Here is a 24822-nt window from a genome sequence, read left to right as displayed (position 1 = left end):
CCTAAAAATTTAAAGGGTTAAAATAGTGGGACGTAAACTCGGTATGCTTCGATGTACGTTGCCACACCTCAAGAAAATCGGCTTGCTGAGGCATAGTCTGTAAATACTCAATACTCGAACTAATCCAGTGGTTATGCTCATCTACATTCATTTGGCCTTTGAGCAATAGCCAACGCAAATAAATAAACCATGTATTGAGCACATCACCTTCACAATAACTGGTTAATTTTAACCATTGTTCTGTACGGACGTATTCAGGCACATGATAACCCGACTCACCACGTTTACCTGGTAAACCTAAAATACAGGCTACATCATCGAGTTTCTGGAAATTACGGCCATTAAACATTGCCATAACATCCATTAAATCAATATGACGGTGGTGATAACGGTTTTGGTAATTATTAAAACGCTTCTGACTATCAAGCTCGCCTTGATCAAATAACCCGGGTGCCGAAAGACCATGATACATGGCACGGAACAAAATGACGGGCAAATCAAATTGCGAACCATTCCAGCTCACTAAAGTTGGATGACGCTTATCAAAAATGGATAAAAATTTCTGTAAAATTTCAGCTTCCGAATAGTGTTCCCGACTAAAAGAAAATAATCTGAAACCTGATTCATCAATCCACAAACCAGAAATACAAACGATTTCATGTAAAGGCAAACGCTGAAAATCCATGCCGGATTCTTGGCGACGGATTTTTGTGAGTGCCTGTTCAACATCTGCCTCTGGCAAATCAAGATGATATAAATGCGCTCCCGCTTTTAAATCAGTTAAAGTTTCAATATCAAAAACTAAAGTAGGAAAACGCATTTTTTCTCTCAATTATGAGTCATCAGTCCTGTACTGAGAACAGGCCTGTAGACAAGTAGCGATCACCACGGTCACAGATAATGCAAACAATTACAGCATCCGGATTTTCTTCTGCAATTTTTACTGAAGCCCATACCGCCCCGCCAGAAGATGTACCTGCACTAATTCCTTCTTCACGTGCTAAACGGCGAGCCGTTTTTTCCGCTTCAATTTGCGGAATATCCATAATTTGATCAACACGCTTTGGTTCGAAAATTGTAGGTAAATATTCCTGTGGCCAACGGCGAATACCGGCAATATTTGAACCTTCAGAAGGTTGTAAACCAATAATTTGAATATCTGGATTTTGTTCTTTTAAATACTTAGAAACACCCATAATGGTACCGGTTGTACCCATTGAACTTACAAAATGGGTAATCTTTCCACCTGTTTGTTTCCAAATTTCAGGGCCAGTCGTAAGGTAATGAGCTTCCACATTATCTGGATTACCAAACTGATTGAGGACTAAACCTAGACCTTCAGCTTGCATTTGCAAAGCCATATCTCGTGCAGCTTCCATATTCGGCGCTTCAATCAATTCTGCGCCATAAGCACGCATGGCGTCCTTACGCTCCTGACTTGAATTCCCAGGCATAATCAGTTTCATTTTATAGCCGCGCATCGCCGCAACCATAGCTAAAGCAATACCTGTATTACCACTAGTAGCTTCAACCAATGTATCACCTGGTTTAATTTGACCACGCTTTTCAGCCTGCATAATCATGTTATATGCAGGACGATCTTTTACAGAACCTGCTGGATTATTACCTTCCAATTTTGCTAAAACCGTTGCCTGCGTATGACAAGCCAAGCGCTGCAAACGGACCAGAGGTGTTTTACCTACATAGTGATCTAACAAAAATTCGTCGGCTAAAAAATCAGGTTGTGTATTACTCATGATCAACACCTAAATCGGGGTGGCACTATTGTATGAAAAAATGATCGGTACTGCATCCATTTCACTATGCTTTTTAATGAAAGTGATTAAAGCCCAGTCAGTTATAAAATGCCGTCTGTTTTAAAATAAAGCGTGATAATATGCCCTACAGAGAGATCAATCTGATGTAGCTATGTCTAATTTCAATAAAACCTTATCGAAACGCTTACGTCTGAATCATGCATATGGGCAATTAATTGCTCTTATTTTTGTGCCCATTATGATTTTAACGTGTGTTGGGGCTTTTCTGGTTTTAACTGAAACATCACGTTCTGCAAAGCAGCAACAATTGCATCATGCCTCAGCGATTTTGGCACGCTACAATCAAATTGCTAAAGATCTCTACACATTAGTAGAACTACAACCAGATGAATATGATCATGCTCAACATATTATGCAAAGTATGTTTAGCGAGAAAAATCTAAAGCGTGCTGCTTTAATTGATAGTAATGGTCAGACTTATTTAAGTATCGGTTATCGAGATAATCGTTACTGGCCTAACTTCACACAAAACAATAACTTTTTTGGTCCGATCTCTTATAACCATAATAATATTTATGGAGTCCGTATCATTGATACCGCAGGGAAGCCCCCTGTCTGGCTCTTGATTGAAATGGATAATCAACCACTTGAATTAGCGCGTTATCGCATTTTGATTGCTTTAGTCATTACCGGTCTGATGACTTTATTATTACTTTTGCTCTGTCTTAACTTTTATTCTCGCCGCTGGATTGCACCCATGTATGAAATACGTATGCAATTACAGCGTCTCAATGCAGACACTTTAGACCAACACATCGTGATTAACAGTTCCGGTGAGTTAAGATTACTCCAGCGCGATATCGCAAACGTGGTGAAACGCTTACACTTTAGTTTTTTAGAGTTAAAAGAACATACCGAGCAAACAGAAGAAGACTTACGCAGAACTTTAGATACTTTAGAAGTTCAAAACATTACTTACCGTCAAGCACGCGACCAAGCCATTTCATCTAATCAGGCAAAATCGGTTTTCCTTGCCAATATCAGTCATGAACTTCGTACACCGCTTAATAGTATTGATGGCTTTATTCATTTATTACTTCGCCAACAAAATTTAAGTAACGAACAGAACCTTTATTTACAAACTATTCGCAAGTCCTCCGCCCATTTATTAGCATTAATTAATGATGTATTAGATTTCTCAAAAATTGATGCAGGTAAACTGGAACTTGAAACAGCACCTTTTGACTTAGAAGAAGCTGTATTTGATGTCATGGATATGTTGTCACCTTTGGCTGCACAAAAGCATATTGCCATGGCTTTTTATTATGCAGATAACATTCCTCAACAGGTGATTGGTGATGCTTTACGCTTTAAGCAAATTTTGACCAATTTGATTTCCAATGCCATCAAGTTCACGCCAGATGGTGAAATTATTGTTCGTGTGCGTATGGAACATGATGACATCGGTCAGTGCTTGCTTCATTTTAGTGTTCAGGACAGTGGTATTGGTTTAAGCGGTACAGACCGTAAAAAATTATTTGAGTCGTTTTCGCAAGGCGATGCATCTGTTACCCGCCAATTTGGTGGTACAGGCTTAGGTCTGGCAATTTCTAAACAATTGGTTCATCTCATGCATGGCCAAATTGGCTTTGAAGATAACCAAGAACGTGCTCCAACAGAAAAAGGTTCAACATTCTGGTTTACTGCACAGTTTGCTGTAGATGAAGAACATGAGATTGAACATCCTCACTTCGAACATTTACAAGTGGTGTCTTATTTAGCTCACCCTGCAACAGCGAGTGTTTTACGCTACTATCTTGAAAATTATCAAGTACCACATATTGAAACTCAATCTATTCTGGACTTGTTTAGCCGCTTAAAACATCTCGACCAGAAAGACAATACATGGCTCATTGTTGACCATAGTGGTGATACTGAAGCTCTACTCAAAGAAATTCGTAGCCGCTATCAAGGTAACTTAGCAGTTTACGGCTATCAAATGACGCTTGAGCCAAACATGCTCACCGAATATCGCGCTCGCCCACTTTATCAACCATTAAGCCGCAGTGGCCTCATTCAATTATTAAGTGACCAACCTATCTTTGAAGAGGAACAACAAGACTTTAATGGACAGGGTTTACATATTTTGGCGGTCGATGACCATTTACCTAACTTAATTGTTTTAGAAGCATTATTAGGTGAGTTAAATGTCAAAACCACTAAGGCTTTAAGTGGACAAGAAGCGCTGAATATTATTCAAGAAAGAATTGATCAGAAGCTTAAACCATTTGATTTGGTATTTATGGACATTCAAATGCCGGTTATGTCGGGCATTGATACCACACGTGCGATCCGCTCTTTAGAATCCACTTTAGATGGGGAAATGCAACTTCCAATTATTGCTCTAACAGCCCACGCGCTTGCAGATGAAAAGCAAAAGCTTCTTAAAGTTGGTATGAATGACTATGTCACCAAACCAATTCAAATGGAGCAGATCATTCAAATTTTAACGCAATGGACGAAAAACAACTTCACTGCGCAAAATCTAGCTAAAGATCATCATGTGGTTGCAGAAGCGTTAGATCCAGAAATTTTAAATTGGCAGCAAAGTTTACAACTGGCAGCAAACAAAGAAGATTTAGCTCAAGATCTTCTCAAAATGTTGGTAGATAGCTTCCCAACCGAGCTAGAAGAAATGCAACAACTCATTGAGCTTGAAGACTTTCCTCAGCTTGAGCATGTACTACACCGTCTCTATGGCGCAACACGCTATGTAGGCACACCAAAACTTCAACAAGTGACAGGAGACTTTGAACAATTTATTTCTACGCTACGCAAAGAACGCCGTAGAGCTGACGATGGCTTCATTGAAGAAGTCATGAGACGTTTCGATGAATTAGGTCTCGTCATTAAAGAAGTTGAGAGTGCAGCTCATCAAATTTTAGTCATACCAGATTAAATAACAGTTGCTAAATAGGCATGACTGACCTGTCATGTTTCCAATTTCCAGCCATGCTATGCTCCGCTTATCGATAAAAAAATAAGCGGGAATTTCATGGCACTTTTACGTATTGAAAAAAATAATGGCATTGCAACAGTTTATCTAAACCGTCCTGATAAACGTAACGCTATGAGTTTTGCTCTACTCAAAGAACTTGTAACAACGGCTAAAGCTATACAAAAAGACCGAGATATCCGCTGTGTAATTTTGACAGGTGAAGCACAAGTGTTTAGTGCTGGTATTGATTTATCTGACTTAAACAATCCTAAGAACTCTGCATTTGCCATTTGGGAACTTATTAAGCCAGGGCAAAGCCTTTTCCAAAAAGCTTTTCTTATTTGGCAAAATTTGCCCGTCCCTGTTATTGCCGCTCTTGAAGGTTATTGTTTTGGGGCAGGTATGCAACTTGCACTAGCTGCCGATATCCGCATTGCCCACCCAGACACTAAAATGTCGATTATGGAAAGCCGCTGGGGCTTAGTACCAGATATGGGTCTTACCCGTTCGCTCAAAGGCTTGATTGGAGTTGACCTTGCAAAAGAGCTGACTTTAACTGCCCGTGTTTTTGACGGAAATTATGCAAAAGATATTGGACTTGTGACTCACTTAAGTGAGAATCCATTAGAAAAAGCAAATGCGATCGCTTCAGAAATGTTGCAGCGCTCACCTGATGCATTGACTGCTGCAAAACGTGTACTAGATGCAATGGAACATCAACCAGAAAAATCATTACGCTTAGAAAAAATCTGGCAACTTAAATTATTACTTGGTAAAAATAGCAAACTTGCTCGTAAAAAAGACAAACATCCGGAAGTTAAATTTTTACCACGCCAATATAGATAAGAGCTTTATTATGAATTTTGATCGTAATACTCCTATTGCTTTTTTAGGCATAGGACTTATGGGAAGCCGTATGGCAAGCCGTCTTATACAAGCCGGCTTTCAGGTCGCAGTATGGAATCGAACAGCATCTGCTTGTGAAGAACTTATTGATATTGGCGCGCATGCACTCGATCTTTCCAACATCGGACAGTACCCTCTCATTTTAACTTGCCTAGCCGACGATAAAGCTGTGCAAGCAGTATTTGATCAAATTCAAACAAACTTAAAAGCGGGTCAGGTCATTGTCGACTTCTCAAGTCTCTCTGTTGCTGCGACAAAAGCACTTGCTCAGGCTGCTGCTTTACAAGATGTGATATGGATTGACTCCCCTGTTTCAGGCGGTACAGCTGGGGCAGAACAAGGCACGCTAGTCATTTTTGCAGGTGGCGATGCTCAAACTATTGAAGCTTTAAGTCCTGTTTATAATGTTCTTTCCCAACGTGTCACACGAATGGGAGATACAGGCACAGGACAAGCAACTAAAATTTGCAATCAACTCATTGTGGCAGCAAACAGCGCCCTGATTGCCGAAGCAGTTGCACTGGCAGACCGCGCGGGCGTAGATACCACTTTACTCGCTCCTGCCCTAGCTGGCGGATTTGCCGACTCAAAACCTTTTCAAATACTGGCACCACGTATGGCGACTCATACTTTCGAACCTGTTCAGTGGAAAGTTCAAACATTATCGAAAGACCTTAACAACGCAGTAACATTGGCTAACAATGTTAATTTAGACATCCCCGTTGCACAAAAAGCTCTATTACAGCTACAAACTCACCAAAAAAATGGCTTTGCTGAGAAAGATTTAGCTACTATGATTCAAGTAGTAGAGCAATAATAAACGGAGTTTGTGTATGGGTCGTCTTGCCGTTAACTTATCCATGATTTTTACCGAAGTTCCTTTAATTGAACGCTTTGCATTAGCCCATGCAGAGGGCTTTGAACATGTAGAAATTCAATTCCCATACGAGCTTGCCATTTCTGATATTCAAGACCAACTTGAACGTTACAACCTAAATTTATGTTTAATTAACGTTCCTGCTGGTGACCTTATGCAAGGTGGAAATGGCTTAGCAGGTATACCGGGTCAAGAGGCAGCATTTCGTGAAGCATTACAGTTAGCAATTCGCTATGCCACAGCATTAAAAGTACCACGTGTTAACATTTTGGCAGGCAAGCAACCTCAAGACTCTGACTTACTTCCTTGCCTTAAGACACTTGCAAGCAACTTAAAATTAGCCTGTGATTTACTGACAGAACACGATATTGAACCTGTATTTGAAATGATTAATGGCACAGATATGCCACGCTTTTTGGTACAGAACATTGCTCAAGCCCAAGAAATGCTAGAAGCAGTCAATCACCCTGCCTTAAAAATGCAATACGACTGTTACCATATGGCAATGATGGGTGAAGACGTACTTGAAGGGTTACAAGAAAATATTCACCAGATTGGCCATATTCAGTTTGCAGATTGTCCGGGACGCCATGAACCCGATACAGCTCAAATACCGTATGAGCAAATTTTCTCATGGATTAAGCAAAGTGCTTATGAGGGCTATATTGCGGCAGAATATAAACCTAAAAATGGCTCAAATCAGTCATTTACATGGAAAAAGAAATATTTTTCCGATGATGTAAATATATAAACTGTTACTAGTTTTGTTTGAAATTCTGAGTGAAAACCACTATATTAGATAGTGAGTAATTGTCAGGAAAATATACCCTATATGAATTTAGAACCATCGCCCAGCGTGTCTAATTCTCACGATTTCGCAATGAACACCTCAAATAAAGACGTACAAGCTTGTCTTAAAGTCGTCCATGACGCTTTAGTTGATGTAAAAGCAAAAGATATTCTACAGTTAGATGTTAGTTCTATTAGCAATGTTGCTGATGCTATTGTCATCGCGAGTGGTACTTCTACTCGTCACGTCAAAGCACTTGCTGACAATGTTGCAGAAGAAGCTCGAAAAGCTGGTTTCCGCCCGATTGGCGTTGAAGGCGAACGAGATGCCGAATGGATCTTAATTGATCTTGGCTTTGTTGTAGTACATGTGATGCTACCAACTGCCCGCAAATTCTATGATTTAGAAAGCTTATGGCGTACTGCTCCAGAGTCGGTCGCATAAAATTTTGCTTTTAAAAAAAGCGGCTCTTTTGAGCCGCTTTTTGTTTATATACTTACTCAAACTTTTATTATTTAAACAGCCACCTTTACCCTCACTTCCTATGAAAAGCTGTTAACTCAACAAAACTTTAATAACACTAACAAGCAAGTCATCACTCTTATTTAAAATTGACATGACAAATTGTCAGAATTCCAGCACTATACCAATTCTTATAGTCTCATCAATAAATAGCATAACCGGAGCACTAAAAAGTGAAGATACTCATTACAGGCGCCAACACAGGTATTGGTTTTGCCACAGCAGAACAACTTGTAAAACAAGGACAACATGTCATTTTGGCATGCCGAAATCCTCAAAAAGCACAAGAGGCACAAAACAAACTACGCTCACTCGACCAAGGACAAGTCGATGTCGTTTCTCTTGATTTAAACAGCCTTGAATTAACTCAAAAAGCTGCCGAAGAAATTGCAGATAAATATGGCAGCCTTGATGTACTTATTAATAATGCCGGTCTATTTTCAAAAACAAAGCAACTCACCGTAGATGGGTTTGAACAGCAATTTGGCGTTAACTATTTAGGTCACTTTTTATTAACTCAAAAACTACTCCCCGTTCTAAAGCAGTCTCCTCAAGCACGTATTATTCATCTAGCGTCTATTGCTCACTGGGTTGGTTCAATTAAGCCTAATAAATTTCGTGCGGAAGGTTTTTACAATCCTCTGTTCTATTATGGACAATCCAAGCTTGCAAACTTATTGTTCAGTAATGCATTAGCTGAACAACTAGCAGACAGTTCAATTACCAATAATGCATTACACCCCGGTGGTGTTGCTTCCGATATTTATCGTGATTTACCAAAACCAGTTTATGCAGCCATGAAAGTAGGTTTAGTTCCAACATCGGTTCCTGCAAAGCTCATTACAGAAATGGCGACTGGCGACACATGGCAAAACCGCAATGGTGAATATGTCAGCGCGCATATGCCTGACTGGAAATCCTCTCATGCCAAAAACCAGCAATTAGCACGCGACCTCTATCAGCAATCTATGAATCTAGTGGAAAAGTTCCTCTAACCCTCAAAAAATAAAAAACCACCCGAAGGTGGTTTTTTATATCAAAGCAACTTAGTGGCCTGTACCATTAATTGCTTTCGTCATATCTTCAACAACTTTCTTAGCATCACCAAAGATCATCATTGTTTTTTCGTTATAGAACAAGTCATTATCAAGTCCAGCATAACCTGTCGCCATAGAACGCTTAATCACCATGATTGTACGTGCTTTATGTGCTTCAAGAATCGGCATACCATAAATTGGTGAACCTGGGTCATCTTTTGCAGCAGGGTTCACAACGTCGTTTGCACCAATAACAAGTACTACGTCAGTTGCCGGGAAGTCCGAGTTGATCTCATCCATTTCCAAGATGTCTTCATATGCTACGTCTGCTTCAGCAAGCAATACGTTCATGTGACCAGGCATACGACCTGCAACCGGGTGAATTGCGAAACGGACGCGAACACCTTGCTCTTTTAGAATTTCACATAACTCTTTTACAGCATTTTGTGCACGACCTTGCGCCATACCATAACCCGGTACAATCACAACGCTGTCTGCATTTGACATTAAGAAGCCAGCATCATCAGCAGAACCTGAACGGTAGTTACGCTGAACTTGTTCACCTTTAGCAGCTGTAGAAACTGCTGCACCACCCATTGCACCACCAAACAATACGTTGATGATTGAACGGTTCATTGCTTTACACATGATGTATGACAGAATCGCACCAGATGAACCCACAAGTGAGCCCGCAACGATCAACATGTTGTTTTCAAGGGTAAAACCAATACCTGCTGCTGCCCAACCAGAGAACGAGTTAAGAAGCGATACCACTACAGGCATGTCACCACCACCTACTGGTGCAATCCATACCCAGCCAAATGCAAGTGCAAGTGCGGTCATTGCCCAGAAAGCAGTCATGTTGCCAGTTGTGAAGAAGTAGAAACCACAAGCCAACATTGCAACAAAGATAAGTGCTTGAACAGGTTTAACCCATGCACCAGAGATTGTTTTAGCCCATTTTTTCGCAGCCAATTTACCGTAAGCAAACACAGATGCTGTAAAGGTAATCGCACCAACGAAACAACCAACAAACAATTCAAATAGGTGAACCTTGCTCATGTGTGCATGTTGCACGCCAGCCGCTGTTAATGCTGCCTCATTTTGAGCAAACAATGCTGTAAGCTGGTTGTTATGCAAAATTGCTGCAACTGCAATCAAAACCGCAGCCAAACCCACCAATGAGTGCATAAGTGCAACAGTTTCAGGCATTTGAGTCATTGGCACAGTACGTGCACGTGCAATACCCACAATCGCACCAAGCACCATTGCACCACCAATCATCCAGATCACTGGGTTGTTGGCAACAAAGAAGGTTGTTACAACTGCAATCGCCATTGCGATCATACCGTAACGGTTACCTTGAATTGCTGTTTTAGGACCAGATAGACCGCGAAGCGTCAAGATAAAGAGAATTGCGCCTACAAGGTACAACCAGTTTGCATTTGCTTGAATAAATTCCATGTCAAAGCCCTCTTATTTCTTTTGCTTAGGCTTGAACATTTCCAACATGCGTGCAGTTACTGCGAAGCCGCCGAAAATATTAATGCTTGCTAAAAATACTGCAATCGCACCAAGTACGCTCACAACATTCACACTTTGAAATGCAACATTTGCATCTACACCAAGTACAGGCAGGCCAACTGTTTGTAACATCGCACCAACAACAATAATCGATGACAATGCGTTGGTTACCGCCATAAGTGGCGTGTGCAAAGCTGGTGTAACACCCCAAACAACGTAATAACCTACGAAGATGGCAAGGACGAAAATTGTAATAGTTTCAACCATGAGAAATCTCCTTAACCACGCTTAAGCAGCACTTGACCGCCATGAGTGACCAATAGGGCTTTTTGGATTTCGTCTTCTTGATTAATCGCAAAGTTTTTCTCTTTGTCGAATAAAGTCTCTACGAAATTAAAAACGTTACGTGCATATAATGCAGAAGCTTCTGTCGCAACAGTGGCCGGAATATTTGGAATACCCAAAATTTTTACACCATTTTCAGTGACAACAGTTTCGCCAACTTTAGAACCTTCAACGTTACCGCCTGTTTCAACTGCCATATCTAAAATGACAGAGCCTGGTTTCATTTTGGCAACAGTTTCAGCTTTGATCAGACGCGGTGCATCACGACCTGGCAACAATGCTGTTGTAATCACGATATCGGCATTCGACACAGCCTTATCTACAATCGCAGCTTGGTCTTTGATGTATTGCTCACCCGGCATCCAGCCATAACCATTTTTTGCTGCGTCTGCTGCACGTTGCTGTTCTTCTTCAGACATTGGTACGTCTAACCACTTACCACCTAAAGACTCAACCTGATCTTTTGCTGTTGGACGCAAATCTGTTGCTTCAACAATTGCACCCAAACGTTTTGCGGTAGCAATCGCTTGAAGTCCTGCAACCCCAACACCCATAATCACAACACGTGCAGGCTTTACAGTACCAGCAGCAGTCATAAGCATTGGGAACATGCGTTGATATTCAGCAGCTGCAAGCAAAACTGATTTATAACCAGCTAAGTTTGCTTGAGAAGACAACACATCCATGTTTTGTGCACGAGAAAGCGTACGAGGAAGCAATTCCAGAGCAAAAGCAGACACTTGCTGATTCGCAAATTGGTCTAGCTCGGTATTACGATAAGGATCAAACATTGCTACAACAGTTGTATTTGCTGCAAGTTTTTGAATTTCCCCGCCTTGTGGCGCACGAACTTTCAAAATAATTTGACTACCCGTATAGGCATCATCCGTAATGGTTGCACCGACCTGTTCATAAGCACTGTCAATGTACGCAGCCTTTACACCAGCACCACGTTCAATCACAACGCTATGACCAGCGCTAATCAACTTCTTTACTGTCTCTGGCGTAGCAGCTACACGATTTTCACCGACGACAGTTTCGGTTGGGATTCCGATCTGCATGAGCGTTCCTCAAGCTAATTTCTCATTGTCAAAAACATTGCAACCCGCAATGTTTCCCCCATGTGTATTCTTTGTACAGAATTTGGATTCTAATTGAACTTTTTGAAAATACCACCCACTATTTATTTAATAAATACCCATATTTTGAACTGATGATTCACGATGTTTGACATGAGGTGTAATATAGGAGGATTTTTCTTTTTTTGCAGACAATAGTCTCTCTTATACAGTCCTGTATATGAAAATTTCTTTATCTTCGTTTCAAATTGGGTCTTTTTTTGCGCTTTGCTCTGCTTTTCTATTCAGCACAAAAGCGATTTTTATTAAACAAACTTATGCCCTTTCTCCATTAGTAGACGGTACAGTCCTGATGGCTTTACGGATGTTAAGCGCTTTACCGTTTTTTCTATTAATTTGCTGGTTCAATAGGCATCATAATCAGGGCATAAAAAAGAAGGATTGGCTAATTTTAATTTTTGCCGGTCTATTAGGCTACTACTTTGCCAGCTGGCTCGATTTCATGGGCCTCATGTTTATTAGCGCTTCTTTAGAGCGAATCATCCTATTTTTATATCCCACACTTACCGTGATCGCTTCAAGTCTGCTCTACAAACAAAAATTAGATGTAAAAAGTTTATTCGCCATTTTTCTTAGTTATGGTGGAACCGTGTTAGTGATGCTGCAAGAGCACAACAATGCACCAATTCAGGGCAACTTTTGGCTCGGAACAAGTTTTGTATTTGCTAGCGCTGTAGCTTTTGCCGGTTATTTACTGCTGACTCCACCATTAATTAAAAAATTTGGCTCTTGGAATTTCACAGGGTTAGCCTTAACTGTGGCTTGTATCGGCACATTAACTCATTACGTATTAAGCACACCTCAACCTATTCAACTTCTATTACAACTCCCCTCTAGTGTAATTTGGTACGGGATTGGCTTAGGTTTTTTAGTCACTGTCTTACCTACCGTTATGCTTATGCAAAGCATTGAGCGATTAGGTGCCTCTCAATCTGCGATGATTGCTTCGATTGGACCCGTTTTAACGATTTTGCTTGCCGTTGCTTTTTTAAATGAACACCTAAATATATGGCAATGGGTCGGTTGTTTCCTCAATATAGTCGGCGTAATGATGATTACTTTAAGAAAGAAAAGACTAAAACACTAAATGCTCTTGACCTCAACTTAAGTTGAGGTTGGATACTCATCTAAATTTTATTAAATGGTTGAGTTCCATGAACAAAGAAATTTTTAAAATCATAAATCCTTCTACTTTATATGACCCAACACCTAACGCTTATAGTCATGTCGCTGTAGTAAGCAATTTTAACAATATTATTCATATTGCAGGTCAAGGTGGCGAAGACCAACAAGGTCAATTAAGTTCTCATTTCAGCGAACAAGTCCTACAAGCATTTGAAAATATTAACTATGCGTTAGTAGCTGCCAATGCAGAGCTTACGGATATCGCTGTTTTAAGAATTCTAGTTGTTGACCATTCGGTAGAAAAACATGAGATTTTGATTAAAATTATGAAGGATTTATGGAAAAATCATCCTTTTCCAGCCTGCACACTCATTCCTGTGCCGCGTCTTGCACTAGAACATATGCTCATTGAAGTCGAAGCAACGGCATACACTTAATAAAATCGAGAGAACATCATGTCTACCCCTGAAGATATCAGTCAAAATAAACCTTTACTTTGGTTGATGGCAGCAGCATGTGGCCTATGTGCAGGTGTGAATTACTATTGCCAACCCCTAATTCACTCTATTCAGCAAGATTTTGCTGTAACTCAGGCACAAGCTGCTTTAACAGTAACATTTGCTCAGGTGTCTTATGCCTTAGGCTTACTCTTTATTGTGCCAATGGGGGATATCGTCAATAAAGCCAAAGCTATTCCGTTTTTGATGATGCTTTGTGCAATTGGCCTATTTACCTCTGCTTTTGCTGTTAACTTACCTATGCTCTGGATCGGTACAATTTTAGCGGGTTTGTTTTCAGTTGCAGCTCAAGTGCTTATTCCTCTTGCAACAATGACGGTTAAACCTGAAAAAACTGGTGAGATTATTGGCTTCTTAATGAGTGGCTTATTGGTCGGGATTTTACTCTCTACCAGTCTGGCTGGCTTATTTTCCAACCTTTTCCACTGGAAAGTCGTTTATGCCATAAGTGGTATATTAATGCTTTTGTTGGCCTATACCTTAAAAAGCCGCCTACCTTATGTCATGCGGATGAAACTGAACTATGGACAAATTTTTGTTTCCATGGCTCAGCTTTTAAAGCAGGAAAAGCGACTTTTATTAAGAGCGCTTACAGGTGCATTCGCCTTTGCGTCAGTGAGTATTTTGTATTCAACAATCGCGTTACTACTGACCTCGGCACATCATTTACCTGATCTATTTATCGGACTAGTCCCGCTAGTTGGTATCTTTGGTGCGTTATCAACACGTTATATCGGCAAATATGCCGACCAAGGCTACACACGTTTACTCACCTGGATGGGTTGCGGGCTATTTTTGGTAAGCTGGATTTGTTTCTATTTCGGACAAACTCTACTTTCAGCTTATGTTATTGGTTTTGCTTTAATTCAATTGGCACTTGCCCTTGTCCACACCAGCAACCAAAGTATTATTTTCCGTTTACGTCCCGATGCCAAATCTCGTATTAATGCTATTTATATGACTACTTATTTTATTGGTGGTGCAGCTGGTTCGGCATTAGGGATTTTTGCATGGAATCGTGGTGGATGGACCATGACTTGCCTAGCAGGTGTTGGACTCGTTGTATTTTGTATTTTATTTAGCATGATTGATGCTTTCTTACAAAAAAAGCAAATGGCTTAGCTATAAGGTAATTTGTTAAAAATCATCTTACTATATCTAACATTAGGGCGGTTATAAATTACGCAGTTAAATGCCACTGTCGATTCAGGACTAAACCCCGTATAATGCTGCCCTTTCTTTAATTTAGCGACTTTTGGGTCTATCGGTTATGCAATCACTTCAATCGTTACAACCTCGTATTTCAGTAGCCCCAATGATGGATAGGATCAACTAAAATAAAATATCATTTATTATTAAAAACTTAGAAACAAAAATAAAATTCATGGTGTAAATTTAGTGTAAAAATTTAATTACTGAAAAATAATTTAAAAATCCAGCCCATTTATGAATGGCTGGATTTTTATTTGATCTATTTTTGATAAGCTAGCTCAAAAGATCCTATTTCCTCTAAGACATACCGAATGTGGTGGCTCGTATCAATTGCAACCCATTGCGTAGGATTTCCTATAAAATTATTAATACCGTGCGCACATTCAAAGATTTTATTGTCTCCCCAACTAAAGCTTACATCTTCATAATAGATAGAATTAATTAATCTCATTGCTAGCTGCTTTCTATGCCCATGACTTCCACCATCTCTAGAAAATGGATGGCCTCTTACGACATAGTAATTTTTATCTATAGTGTAGATAATTTTTCCATTCGTATGTTGATTAATAATCTGCTTTTCTGGAGCTGGATGTCTTGCTCCATGATCTGCAAACTTCAATTTAACATTAGGGAACATGTTTCTTAAAGTCTGCCATACAACCATTTCTTTTCGAAGTACTGGACCATCCGTATCATGATCTTCAATGGCTTCTGCAACGCTTGAAGGATATGAAGCTCCACTGATAGAAATGTATTTAAAATCATATTCAGTTAATACTTCTAAAAAGTCTCTAGACTTGCTTAGCATCTGTTCAATTGTTATACGATTGACACTTACATCCCCAAAATCTAATAATATAGAACAATTATTTTCTGCTAATTTTAAATCAGAAATAATTGATTCTAGTTGTTCTTTGAAAAAATCAGGTTCATCAATATCATACATTGCCTCACCATCTAATCTAATACAAAAATAAGGAGCCTCTGGATAATTTAAATTTTTCATTGTTTGATGATAAAGACTGCTCATTTGATCAAACCAACGGTCATAACCAATTACAGGAACTACCTTTACTCCTAATGCAAACAATTTGTTATACGTATAGGTTAGGAAATGCTCACCATTCTCCAATAAAGCTTCAGATGGTTTCCAAAAATAACCATCCACTAAAGCAATATTTCCACTCCATAATTTCCCTATTTTCTCGCAACGGCTATTAATATCAACAAGTCTTGAAACCCCTTCTTTATAAATATTAGGCATTTCAAATAAAGGGTGGAAAGTTGGCTGTATTTGATATTCTAACTGCTCAGACCTAATAGGTTTTATCGCATCAAATTCACCTTGCTTCGCTTTCATGATTGGGACATATTCTGGAATTTTCATCATCTCTACTCCTCAACACTTAATAAATGAGAATTGGTTAATAATGCCTTGACCTGATATTGACCAACCAAGTCTGAAAATAAGGTGTAATTTCCCAACTCTTTTCGAATACGCCCTGCAATGATTGCTGGATGAACTCTCAACTCTTTAGCCAACTTTTCAATAGATTCTTTACTTGGTGAGATAAATGCCTCTGTACGTCTCAAAACTCCTCTTGGTATAAATGCCTCTCTTGCCAATCGATTTGCTTCAGCCTCCCTCCGATCCTCCATACTTGATGAATCTAAATCATCGAGAAATGCTTCTGTTTCATCAACATGCTTCCAAATATGTGCGCATTCATGTAGTAACGTAAACCAAAAATTATCCAATCGGTCATATCGTAAACTTAGCCCAATAATAGGAGTGCCGTCACTGTCCTTCAATGCCGCTCCATCAAGATGCGTACCCTTAAGATGAGGCTCAATGACTACAGCAATTCCATGCTTTTCTAAGTATTCAATTGCTAATATTGGCCCATGCTCAAACCAGCTTAATTGAGCTAACTCTCTTAAAAAATTACTATTTATTAAATTAGGGTCATATTTTCCTAGACTATCTTTCTTATCTCTAGCTTGGAGAATGACTCTAGCTAGCCACGCATACAGTGCATACATCGTATTAGGTGTTTGGGCATCACCAGACAACTTTCGTTTAAAAGAAGCTGAGCCGATTTGTAACCCTGATTGAGCAATATATTTTTGGATAATACTCTCAGTTGATGCTGCCGTATCAGCAAGAAATGTTTTTAACCACCCCCTATTTTTCATCTCTTTAACAGGAAATTTAGACCAATCAATATTATTTTTATCTAATGTATTCTTTGAATTTGATAAACCAATTAATGTCTCTACCGACAGTCCCAACCCTACAGATAATGCTCGGATCATATCTACGGTTAAAGCTCTTTTTCGATTAAGAACTTCAGAAACTCTACTAGTAGTACCAAAATATGGGGCCAAATCAGCTTGTTTTAACCCTTTCTCATGCATCCTAAATAGAATTGCATCAATAGGATCAGGCGCCTCTATCGGATATTGTTTATTTTCATAATCTTCTATTAAAACCGATAATAATTCCAACCGATCACTCTCAGGACTTCCTATAGCCGGATTTTGCATAATTAAAGAATGCACTTCGTCAAGATAAGCTTGATACTGCTCTCTTGTACGAATAACTTTAAATTCCATTGTTAGCACCTTTAATGTTTACAGCTTTAATAATCGCTATTCTTTGAGAAAACGCGATTTGTAGACAAATAACCCATTTAGAGTTATGTATCGAAAATTCGAAACATTGATTTTCCAAAATAGATACTTTTGGAAATTGTTTCAGAATATCTTCCGCGCCCCGCCAATGAGCATCACGTATTTCAGAGATCCAACTTATGAGCCATTTTTTAGCAAACTCACACTCAATCACTGTTATTTTTTCAAGACCTAAAAGCTTCATTTAAAAATATTCCCAATTTGGGAATAAATTACACCATTTCAAAATACAACTCAATTCCCATTTTGGTAATTATCATAAACTAATTATTGAGAACTACTTTAATTGCTTAAATATTTATCAGTGATATGGTCTTTGTTAGATTTTTTTGAAATAAAAGAATAAATTTAATTAAATAAATCAATATTTAAAGTTTGATATGTTAGATATTGAATTGACATAAGCTGCCCATAATTCCTTCATTCAAAACCTAATTTAGTCACGGTCTTTCTAACAGAATTACAGTCTGACTAACCTCTAATGATCTTAAATAATAAATAACAGTAAAAATACTTTCTGTTATAGGGATAGGTAGTCTATAGATTGTTTTATGTATGTGGACAAATCCAGACTTGTCCACATATTTAAAATTAGGAGTCACTACCTATGCGTTTGCGTTCACGACTTCTAAAATTTTTCACATATAAGCCATCAATCATTTCTTTTGGCTCTAAAGCTAAGGCGCAATTAGCTAAAGTAGCAATTGTATTATCTGTTAACTTAAAGTCATTAGGTAAGAAACCATATTCTTTCTGACGATTACATTCAATAGCTTCAAATAAAGCTCTAAAATAATCAACTAAGGAAGCTCTCTCACCTCTTGTTGCCACTTCAGTAATAGAATCAATAGCAATAGGTACGGCCATTCTTGCATCTTCAGCGATAACTTTCATTACATCATCTAACCGAGGCCAATATTTAAGATCAAACCGACCTTGGAGTTGCTTTAATTTATCTAGCAAAGATGTTCTAAAATACGGATTATTCTGAGATGCTTCACGAATTACATTACCAATGTGATAATGGGTATCTGTCATAAAGCCAGAAGTATTTATTAACTCGGATCTAGTTTCTAGGAGAGCTGCTAATTCATGAGCTTTAATAGAAATTTGCTGATTAATCTCATTCAATTTTTTCTGAGCAGCTCTAGACTTTATTACTTCCTCTGGACTATGCATTGAAGTAATTTCTACTAACAAATCTAAAAAATTTGTGAGGGCTTGATGATATTTCCCTAGTTTTGAATACAACTCACTATAAGCATGTTGTAACTCAACTTTACGCTCAAGTAACCTATCAATGATTATATTTTCACTAGGAAGTATCTTGGCTTGCGTATTAGTAGCTTTTTTATCTAATAGAATAGCTACACATACCTCTTGAGCTTTTATTTCATCTATAGACTTCATGATTTCATCTCTGTAATTGGTTCTGCTTACAGTGTAATTAGCTCAATTAAATCTGTCGGTATCTGAGTAATAACAACTTTTGTAGTACTCAGATACCTCCTTACTCATGAAAGAGTATATAAACAGTAGACTAGTTTTATTGGGAATTATATTAAGCAACTAGAGTCTAGTTAAAATTTTCCAGTTATTGATCACTAACTAAATTAGAACCAATACCACCAAAAAAAAATATAAGTGTTTGATATAAAAAATATATAAACCTTCTATATCTTTAGCCATCCTTTATTTAAGAATTTTTAATCTATAGCTAAGTAAACAGCTATTTCATCGACTACTGCTTTGGCTGTTCTAGAAACCCCAATTAATGTTGCCGATGCCATGCCTGTCCATTCACCATAACCAACTAGCCAAAGGTTGTTTATTTTTATTGAACGCCCATCATTGACAGCAACAGTCTGATTAGGTTCTATCACTCCTAGACTCCTTAAGTGATTTAGGGATGCTTTGAAGCCTGTACACCAAATCACAGCATCAACCAATTGTGTTGAACCTTCCTCCCAAACAACCGAATATTCTTTAAATGCTTTAAAGGGTTCTCTGCTATGTAATACCCCACGTTCACGTGCATCTTTGACACTATCAATCATGACAATATCCCCTAGACCACCAATGGGTTGATCAACTATTCGTCCCTCCTGTTGTGCCTTCAAACGTTCTGTTGCTCGAAGGAATAAAACACGCCCATCAACATCATCCGATAAAAATTGAGGAGGATTTACTGTGATCCAAATAGTGTCTGCAACTTCTGAAACTTCAGCAAGAATTTGAGCACCAGAGTTACCTCCTCCTATCACTAGAACCTTTTTATTAATAAAAGGTTCTGGATTAACATAATGTGCTGAATGGGTTTGTATTCCTTTAAATCTTTCTAATCCTTCGTAATGTGGAATATAAGGCTGACTCCATGTACCTGTAGCACTGACAACGGCCTTTGCTCGCCAATATTTATCACCCGCATATACATCTAAGCAGTCATTTTTTTTCTCAATATGATCAACATGTATAGGTCGAATGACAGGAAATTGATAGCGTTGTTCGTATGCAGATAAGTATTGAATCACCTCATTCCGCGTTGGATAAGTTTGTTCAGTTTTTGGCATCATCCAGCCCGACAACGAACTCCAAGTATTTGGAGAAAAAAGACGTAAAGACTCCCAAGCATGTAACCATGCACCACCTGCCTGATTTTGGTCATCTAAAATCACAAATGGAATTTTCTTACGTTTTAAAAAATAGGCTGTAGCAAGAGCTGCTTGTCCACCACCAATAATGACTACATCTACTTCAGCTTGTAATTGAGACAAATTATCTCTCCCTCTTCTTTATTGTCATAAACAAAATCAAAAGCCCAGCCTGTTTAACAGACTGGGCTTATTTCTTAAAACTTTCAAGTGATTGAATTAGCTTTTCAATCGTTCAATTGATCTAGATATTTTTCAGCATCTAGAGCAGCCATACAGCCTGACCCAGCTGAAGTAATCGCTTGACGATAAATGCTGTCAGCGACGTCACCAGCAGCAAAAACACCAGCTACAGAAGTTGCTGTTGCATTACCAGAAGTACCGCTTTGTACTTGGATATAGCCATCACGTAAGTTTAATTGACCATCAAACATTCCAGTATTTGGTTTGTGGCCAATTGCAACGAATAGACCATGAACCTCTACGTCTTGCTTAGACTCATCTTGAGTTGATTTAAGGCGAACACTTGTTACACCAGTATTGTCACCCAATACTTCTTCAACTTCGTGATTCCAGATAATGCTGATTTTGCCTTCTTTTTCTTTAGCAAATAAATGATCTTGCAAAATCTTTTCAGAACGTAAGCTATCACGGCGGTGTACTAGCGTTACATGTGAAGCAATATTTGATAAATAAAGCGCTTCTTCAACAGCAGTGTTACCACCACCTACAACCATTACTTTTTGGTTTTTGTAGAAGAAACCATCACATGTTGCACATGCGCTTACGCCTTGTCCCATAAAGTTTTGTTCAGACTCTAGGCCAAGATATTGAGCTGTAGCACCAGTTGCAATAATCAAAGCATCACATGTGTACTCTTCCATATCACCTTTTAGAACAAAAGGACGTACGTTTAAGTCCACTTCGTTAATATGGTCATAGACGAGTTCTGTACCAAAGCGTTCAGCATGTGCTTGCATACGATCCATTAATGCAGGACCAGTTAAACCTTCAGGATCGCCCGGCCAGTTGTCAACTTCGGTTGTTGTTGTAAGTTGCCCACCTAGTTGTAAACCCGCAATTAAAGTAGGTTTAAGGTTTGCACGCGCTGCATAGACAGCTGCACTATAGCCCGCAGGGCCAGAACCGAGAATTATCAGACGTGAATGTCTACTTTGCATTTAGTTCTCTCCAATGTGTTACAGACTACGCTGGTTAACACGTTTAGATAATTCTTCAGCAGATTCTTTACGCTCAGAATATCGATCAGTTAGATACAGGCTTTGTCCACGCGTAAGTAATGTAAACTTATAGAGTTCTTCCATCACATCTACTATACGATCGTAATAAGAAGATGCTTTCATACGTCCATCTTCTTCAAACTCTAAAAAGGCTTTAGGAATTGAAGATTGATTCGGGATTGTAATCATCCGCATCCAGCGCCCCAAAATACGCATCTGGTTAACGCTATTAAAAGATTGTGAACCACCACTAACTTGCATAAGTGCTAAAGTTTTACCTTGCGTCGCACGTATTGCACCACCAGCCAAAGGAATCCAGTCGATTTGGGATTTAAAAATAGAACTCATAGAACCATGACGCTCAGGTGAACACCAAACCATACCCTCTGACCAAGCCAAAAGTTCATGCAATTCTTTTACTTTTGGATGTTCAGTATCGGCATCTTCTGGCAAAGGCAATCCTTTCGGATGAAAGATTTTCACCTCAGCACCAAACTCCTCCAAGATTCGTCCTGCTTCCATCACCGCTAAACGACTATAAGAACGTTCACGATTCGAGCCATATAACAATAAGATGCGTGGTGCATGATCCAGTGCTTTAGCTTGAACTTTCTCTAAAGTAGGTCGATCAAGAAGATTCATATCAACATTTGGGAGATTCATAGATTTACACCGATTCAAAATACTTTTTTCTTAGCCATAAAGAGACACTGACCAAAGCAATCAAAACTGGTACTTCAACTAATGGCCCAATGACTGTAGTAAATGCCACAGGCGATGCTAAACCAAAGGTTGCAATGGCTACAGCCAGTGCTAACTCAAAATTATTACCCGCAGCAGTAAATGAAATTGCTGTAGTTTTTGGGTAGTCATTACCCATCCACTTACTCATAAAGAAACTAATGAAGAACATTACGATAAAGTAAATTGTTAATGGAATCGCAATTCGAATTACATCCAAAGGCAGACTCACTACATCTCCACCTTTGAGACTAAACATAGCAACAATAGTAAACAGTAATGCCAATAGACTTAATGGACTGATCTTCGGTAAAAAGACATTTTGGTACCACTCTAAGCCTTTGGCGTTGACTAAGATCAAACGGGTCAAGAAACCAAGAAAAAAAGGAATACCCAAGTAAATTAATACCGCGTGGGTAATCGTCCAAAAATCCACATTGATTACTTGCCCAGCAATACCAAAATAAGGTGGTAAGAAGGTAAGAAATAACCAAGCATAAGTACTAAAGAACAAAATCTGAAAGATACTATTGAATGCAACCAATGCTGCTACATATTGGTTATCGCCGCAGGCTAAACCATTCCAAACTAAAACCATTGCAATACAACGAGCTAATCCGATCAGGATTAGTCCAGTCATATACTCTGGATAGCTATGCAAAAAAATAATTGCTAATGCAAACATTAATACAGGAGCAATAATCCAGTTCTGTACTAAAGACAAAGTTAATGTTCTTTTGTCTTTAAATACTTGTGGTAGAGCTGCATAGTCCACTTTGGCTAACGGTGGATACATCATCAGAATCAAACCAATCGCAATTGGAATATTGACAGAATCCACACTCATTTTGTCTAAAGTAACGGAAGCTTGAGGTAAGAAGACACCTATCGCAATCCCCAACCCCATCGCAATGAAAATCCATAGCGTCAGGTTACGATCTAAAAATGACAGTCTTTGTTGAGCCATGATTTTCTCATTCAATATCTGATATGTGATTGATTGCAGCAATTAATTCAGGACGAGACATATTTGCTGTATCAAGTGCAAATAAAGCATCTAAACGACGGTTGATATGGTCTACTGTCACTTGGAAAGCTTTTAATTTTTCCTCTTTAGGCAAGTCTAAATGTGATGGATCAGCCAAGCCCCAATGTGCCTTGATCGCTCCCCCCAAATAAAGAGGACAAGCTTCTTGAGCTGCTGAATCACACACAGTAATCACTACATCAGGTTTATATTGCTCACAGTCATCAATGGTTTTACTCCATAAACCTTCTGTTGAAAGACCAAGGTTTTCCAAAGTTTCAATAGTCAATGGATGCACCTGTCCTGATGGCTTACTACCTGCACTGTATGCTTTCCAGTCATGAGGAGCACGACTGTTAAAAAGCACTTCAGACAAAATGCTACGACAACTATTTCCAGTACACAAAAAAAGGAATTTCATAATCTATTACTCACAATAACTATTTATAGAAAGCGTGTTGGTATTGCTTACAACTTGACTAGATGATGTTTTTTTTAAAGTATCTAGAATTTCAAAACACCATGCTGGAAGTTGTTGATTAATGCTGTAGTACACCCATTGGCTTTGTCGTCTGTCTTGTAAGAGACCAGAAGAGCGTAATAAAGCTAAATGCCTAGAAATCTTTGGTTGACTCAGTTGTAGCTTTTCTGTCAGATCACAAACACAGAGTTCTTTATTCTCAGCAATTAAAGTGACAATATTGAGACGGGTTTCATCTGATAAGCATTTAAAAAAATTAACTTGATCCATCTTTGCTACCTATAAATTTGGATATGCAGATAATCACATACAAGAACTAAATTTTTTAATTTACTCTCTGACCATTTTCGTCGATCACTTGTTCACCATCTTCTTTAGTGAAAGCACCTTTTTGTGGTAATGGCAGAATATCCAAGACAACTTCTGAAGGACGACTTAAGCGAGTACCTAATTCAGTAACAACAAATGGTCGATTAATCAAAATAGGATGTTCAAGCATAAAACTGAGTAGTTGTTCATCACTCAAATCACTACGATCAAGCTGTAAATCCCGATAAGGATCTACATTCTGACGAATAGCCTCTCTTACTGTTAAGTTTGCATCCTGAATCAATTTAACTAATTCGTCATGACTAGGTGGTGTAATGAGATATTCAATAACGGTTGGTTCAATTCCTGTATTGCGAATCAAAGCCAAAGTATTCCGAGAGGTGCCACAAGCAGGATTGTGATAAATCTTTACATCTAATGAAGTTGTCATGAAACTGGGACCTCTAATATATTAATATCTTTATATATGAATTAGCATATATATGCAACTTCATATATGATGGTCTGCAAAATACAATCCATTAAATAAGCTAGTTAAATTTGAAAAACTGCTGTAAACAATTCATTTTAGATTAAGAATTTAGCAATAATATTAAATAAGCCAATATACGTATCAGTAAGTTTGAGAAACAAATGTGATCACTAACTTTTTATTCAGGCTAACTTCTTCAGTACACCACATTTGTCCACTGTACATAACCCATCACAAGTCTTTCTTATTTCTAATAGCTGCTGTATGAGTTTCTGCTGATTCCGAATATTTTCCTCTACATCGTTAATATGTGAATCGATAAGCTCATTCACATCAGAACAATTTAGATTAGGCAGATCCTTATAATTTAGTAATTTTTTGATTTCAATTAAGTTCATATTCAAAGAACGACAA

Annotated in this window: 26 protein-coding genes; 9 read left to right on the top strand and 17 right to left on the bottom strand. The window is 38.6% G+C overall.

Translation table 11 applies throughout. The annotated features are described in order from the left end of the window. Position 1 precedes the first annotated feature (1 nt). Together R5R67_RS10665 and cysM are read right to left on the bottom strand one after the other, a co-directional pair. Positions 2–820: a 3'-5' exonuclease gene (locus R5R67_RS10665; protein WP_001212165.1), complete on the bottom strand. Its 819-nt coding sequence runs from the start codon at positions 818–820 to the stop codon at positions 2–4. A gap of 22 nt (positions 821–842) precedes the next feature. Beyond that, the gene (cysM, locus tag R5R67_RS10660; protein ID WP_000072604.1) at positions 843–1757 is read right to left on the bottom strand and encodes a cysteine synthase CysM; all 915 of its coding nucleotides are present in this window, start codon (positions 1755–1757) and stop codon (positions 843–845) included. Between the two features lie 172 nt (positions 1758–1929). On the opposite strand from cysM, the gene R5R67_RS10655 reads away from it, so the two are divergent. From R5R67_RS10655 to R5R67_RS10630, 6 genes are all read left to right on the top strand, one after another. Further along, positions 1930–4737, top strand: a complete 2808-nt coding sequence (locus R5R67_RS10655) for an ATP-binding protein (protein ID WP_000064534.1) — start codon at positions 1930–1932, stop codon at positions 4735–4737. A 96-nt stretch (positions 4738–4833) separates the two neighbouring features. Then, a complete protein-coding gene (locus tag R5R67_RS10650) occupies positions 4834–5622 on the top strand; it encodes a crotonase/enoyl-CoA hydratase family protein (RefSeq protein WP_001196724.1) in 789 nt (262 codons plus the stop codon). Positions 5623–5632: 10 nt separating this feature from the next. Beyond that, on the top strand, positions 5633–6499 hold the full coding sequence (locus R5R67_RS10645) for an NAD(P)-dependent oxidoreductase (RefSeq protein ID WP_001008362.1): 867 nt from the start codon (positions 5633–5635) through the stop codon (positions 6497–6499). A 16-nt stretch (positions 6500–6515) separates the two neighbouring features. Continuing rightward, the gene (locus tag R5R67_RS10640) at positions 6516–7310 is read left to right on the top strand and encodes a hydroxypyruvate isomerase family protein (RefSeq protein ID WP_000532984.1); all 795 of its coding nucleotides are present in this window, start codon (positions 6516–6518) and stop codon (positions 7308–7310) included. 81 nt (positions 7311–7391) lie between these two features. After that, positions 7392–7793: a ribosome silencing factor gene (rsfS, locus tag R5R67_RS10635; RefSeq protein WP_001047580.1), complete on the top strand. Its 402-nt coding sequence runs from the start codon at positions 7392–7394 to the stop codon at positions 7791–7793. A 251-nt stretch (positions 7794–8044) separates the two neighbouring features. Next, a complete protein-coding gene (locus tag R5R67_RS10630) occupies positions 8045–8866 on the top strand; it encodes an SDR family NAD(P)-dependent oxidoreductase (protein ID WP_000697822.1) in 822 nt (273 codons plus the stop codon). A 51-nt stretch (positions 8867–8917) separates the two neighbouring features. Here the strand turns inward: R5R67_RS10630 and R5R67_RS10625 are convergent, their stop codons facing one another. Genes R5R67_RS10625 through R5R67_RS10615 form a run of 3 tightly spaced genes read right to left on the bottom strand, consistent with a single transcriptional unit; the run spans position 8918 to position 11838 of the window. Next, positions 8918–10372 (bottom strand): NAD(P)(+) transhydrogenase (Re/Si-specific) subunit beta, encoded by a 1455-nt coding sequence (locus tag R5R67_RS10625; RefSeq protein ID WP_000394402.1) that lies wholly within the window; start codon positions 10370–10372, stop codon positions 8918–8920. A gap of 12 nt (positions 10373–10384) precedes the next feature. Continuing rightward, positions 10385–10699, bottom strand: coding sequence for a proton-translocating transhydrogenase family protein (locus tag R5R67_RS10620; RefSeq protein WP_000230434.1), 315 nt, complete (start codon positions 10697–10699; stop codon positions 10385–10387). Positions 10700–10710: 11 nt separating this feature from the next. Next, positions 10711–11838 (bottom strand): Re/Si-specific NAD(P)(+) transhydrogenase subunit alpha, encoded by a 1128-nt coding sequence (locus tag R5R67_RS10615; protein ID WP_001165468.1) that lies wholly within the window; start codon positions 11836–11838, stop codon positions 10711–10713. A 238-nt stretch (positions 11839–12076) separates the two neighbouring features. Here R5R67_RS10615 and R5R67_RS10610 point away from each other — a divergent pair, with 238 nt between their 5' ends. From R5R67_RS10610 to R5R67_RS10600, 3 genes are all read left to right on the top strand, one after another. Next, a complete protein-coding gene (locus tag R5R67_RS10610) occupies positions 12077–13003 on the top strand; it encodes a DMT family transporter (protein WP_000703591.1) in 927 nt (308 codons plus the stop codon). Between the two features lie 67 nt (positions 13004–13070). Next, complete coding sequence (locus R5R67_RS10605; RefSeq protein ID WP_001031022.1) at positions 13071–13478, top strand: RidA family protein; 408 nt, start codon at positions 13071–13073, stop codon at positions 13476–13478. Positions 13479–13496: 18 nt separating this feature from the next. Next, positions 13497–14681, top strand: coding sequence for an MFS transporter (locus tag R5R67_RS10600; protein WP_000106682.1), 1185 nt, complete (start codon positions 13497–13499; stop codon positions 14679–14681). 349 nt (positions 14682–15030) lie between these two features. Here the strand turns inward: R5R67_RS10600 and R5R67_RS10595 are convergent, their stop codons facing one another. From R5R67_RS10595 to R5R67_RS10540, 12 genes are all read right to left on the bottom strand, one after another. After that, positions 15031–16161, bottom strand: a complete 1131-nt coding sequence (locus R5R67_RS10595) for a beta family protein (RefSeq protein ID WP_000975797.1) — start codon at positions 16159–16161, stop codon at positions 15031–15033. 2 nt (positions 16162–16163) lie between these two features. After that, entirely contained in the window at positions 16164–17387 is a 1224-nt protein-coding gene (locus R5R67_RS10590) for an ImmA/IrrE family metallo-endopeptidase (protein ID WP_000394714.1), read from the bottom strand. Beyond that, a complete protein-coding gene (locus R5R67_RS10585; protein WP_000770669.1) occupies positions 17377–17649 on the bottom strand; it encodes a type II toxin-antitoxin system HigB family toxin in 273 nt (90 codons plus the stop codon). Before R5R67_RS10585 ends, R5R67_RS10590 begins: the two co-directional genes overlap by 11 nt. A gap of 407 nt (positions 17650–18056) precedes the next feature. Next, complete coding sequence (locus tag R5R67_RS10580) at positions 18057–18875, bottom strand: hypothetical protein (RefSeq protein WP_000835370.1); 819 nt, start codon at positions 18873–18875, stop codon at positions 18057–18059. Between the two features lie 296 nt (positions 18876–19171). Further along, on the bottom strand, positions 19172–20239 hold the full coding sequence (locus R5R67_RS10575) for an ArsO family NAD(P)H-dependent flavin-containing monooxygenase (protein ID WP_000080828.1): 1068 nt from the start codon (positions 20237–20239) through the stop codon (positions 19172–19174). A 104-nt stretch (positions 20240–20343) separates the two neighbouring features. After that, positions 20344–21297: a thioredoxin-disulfide reductase gene (trxB, locus tag R5R67_RS10570; protein ID WP_001191832.1), complete on the bottom strand. Its 954-nt coding sequence runs from the start codon at positions 21295–21297 to the stop codon at positions 20344–20346. An 18-nt stretch (positions 21298–21315) separates the two neighbouring features. Then, the gene (arsH, locus tag R5R67_RS10565; protein ID WP_001052988.1) at positions 21316–22020 is read right to left on the bottom strand and encodes an arsenical resistance protein ArsH; all 705 of its coding nucleotides are present in this window, start codon (positions 22018–22020) and stop codon (positions 21316–21318) included. A gap of 4 nt (positions 22021–22024) precedes the next feature. Beyond that, entirely contained in the window at positions 22025–23065 is a 1041-nt protein-coding gene (arsB, locus tag R5R67_RS10560) for an ACR3 family arsenite efflux transporter (RefSeq protein WP_000068658.1), read from the bottom strand. A gap of 7 nt (positions 23066–23072) precedes the next feature. Further along, entirely contained in the window at positions 23073–23546 is a 474-nt protein-coding gene (locus R5R67_RS10555; protein ID WP_000670223.1) for an arsenate reductase ArsC, read from the bottom strand. Between the two features lie 6 nt (positions 23547–23552). Continuing rightward, a complete protein-coding gene (locus tag R5R67_RS10550) occupies positions 23553–23876 on the bottom strand; it encodes a metalloregulator ArsR/SmtB family transcription factor (RefSeq protein WP_000373080.1) in 324 nt (107 codons plus the stop codon). Positions 23877–23931: 55 nt separating this feature from the next. Further along, positions 23932–24366, bottom strand: coding sequence for an arsenate reductase (glutaredoxin) (gene arsC, locus R5R67_RS10545; RefSeq protein ID WP_000213577.1), 435 nt, complete (start codon positions 24364–24366; stop codon positions 23932–23934). A 224-nt stretch (positions 24367–24590) separates the two neighbouring features. Beyond that, positions 24591–24822, bottom strand: a 232-nt coding sequence (locus R5R67_RS10540; RefSeq protein ID WP_318754843.1) for a MerR family DNA-binding protein, incomplete at its 5' end; no start/stop codon positions are given.

The sequence above is a fragment of the Acinetobacter sp. OYA S30 genome (genome assembly GCF_033599315.1).
Classification (GTDB): domain Bacteria; phylum Pseudomonadota; class Gammaproteobacteria; order Pseudomonadales; family Moraxellaceae; genus Acinetobacter; species Acinetobacter baumannii.
Note: the sequence above shows the minus strand (reverse complement) of the source record. Positions and strands in the feature narration are given on the sequence as shown.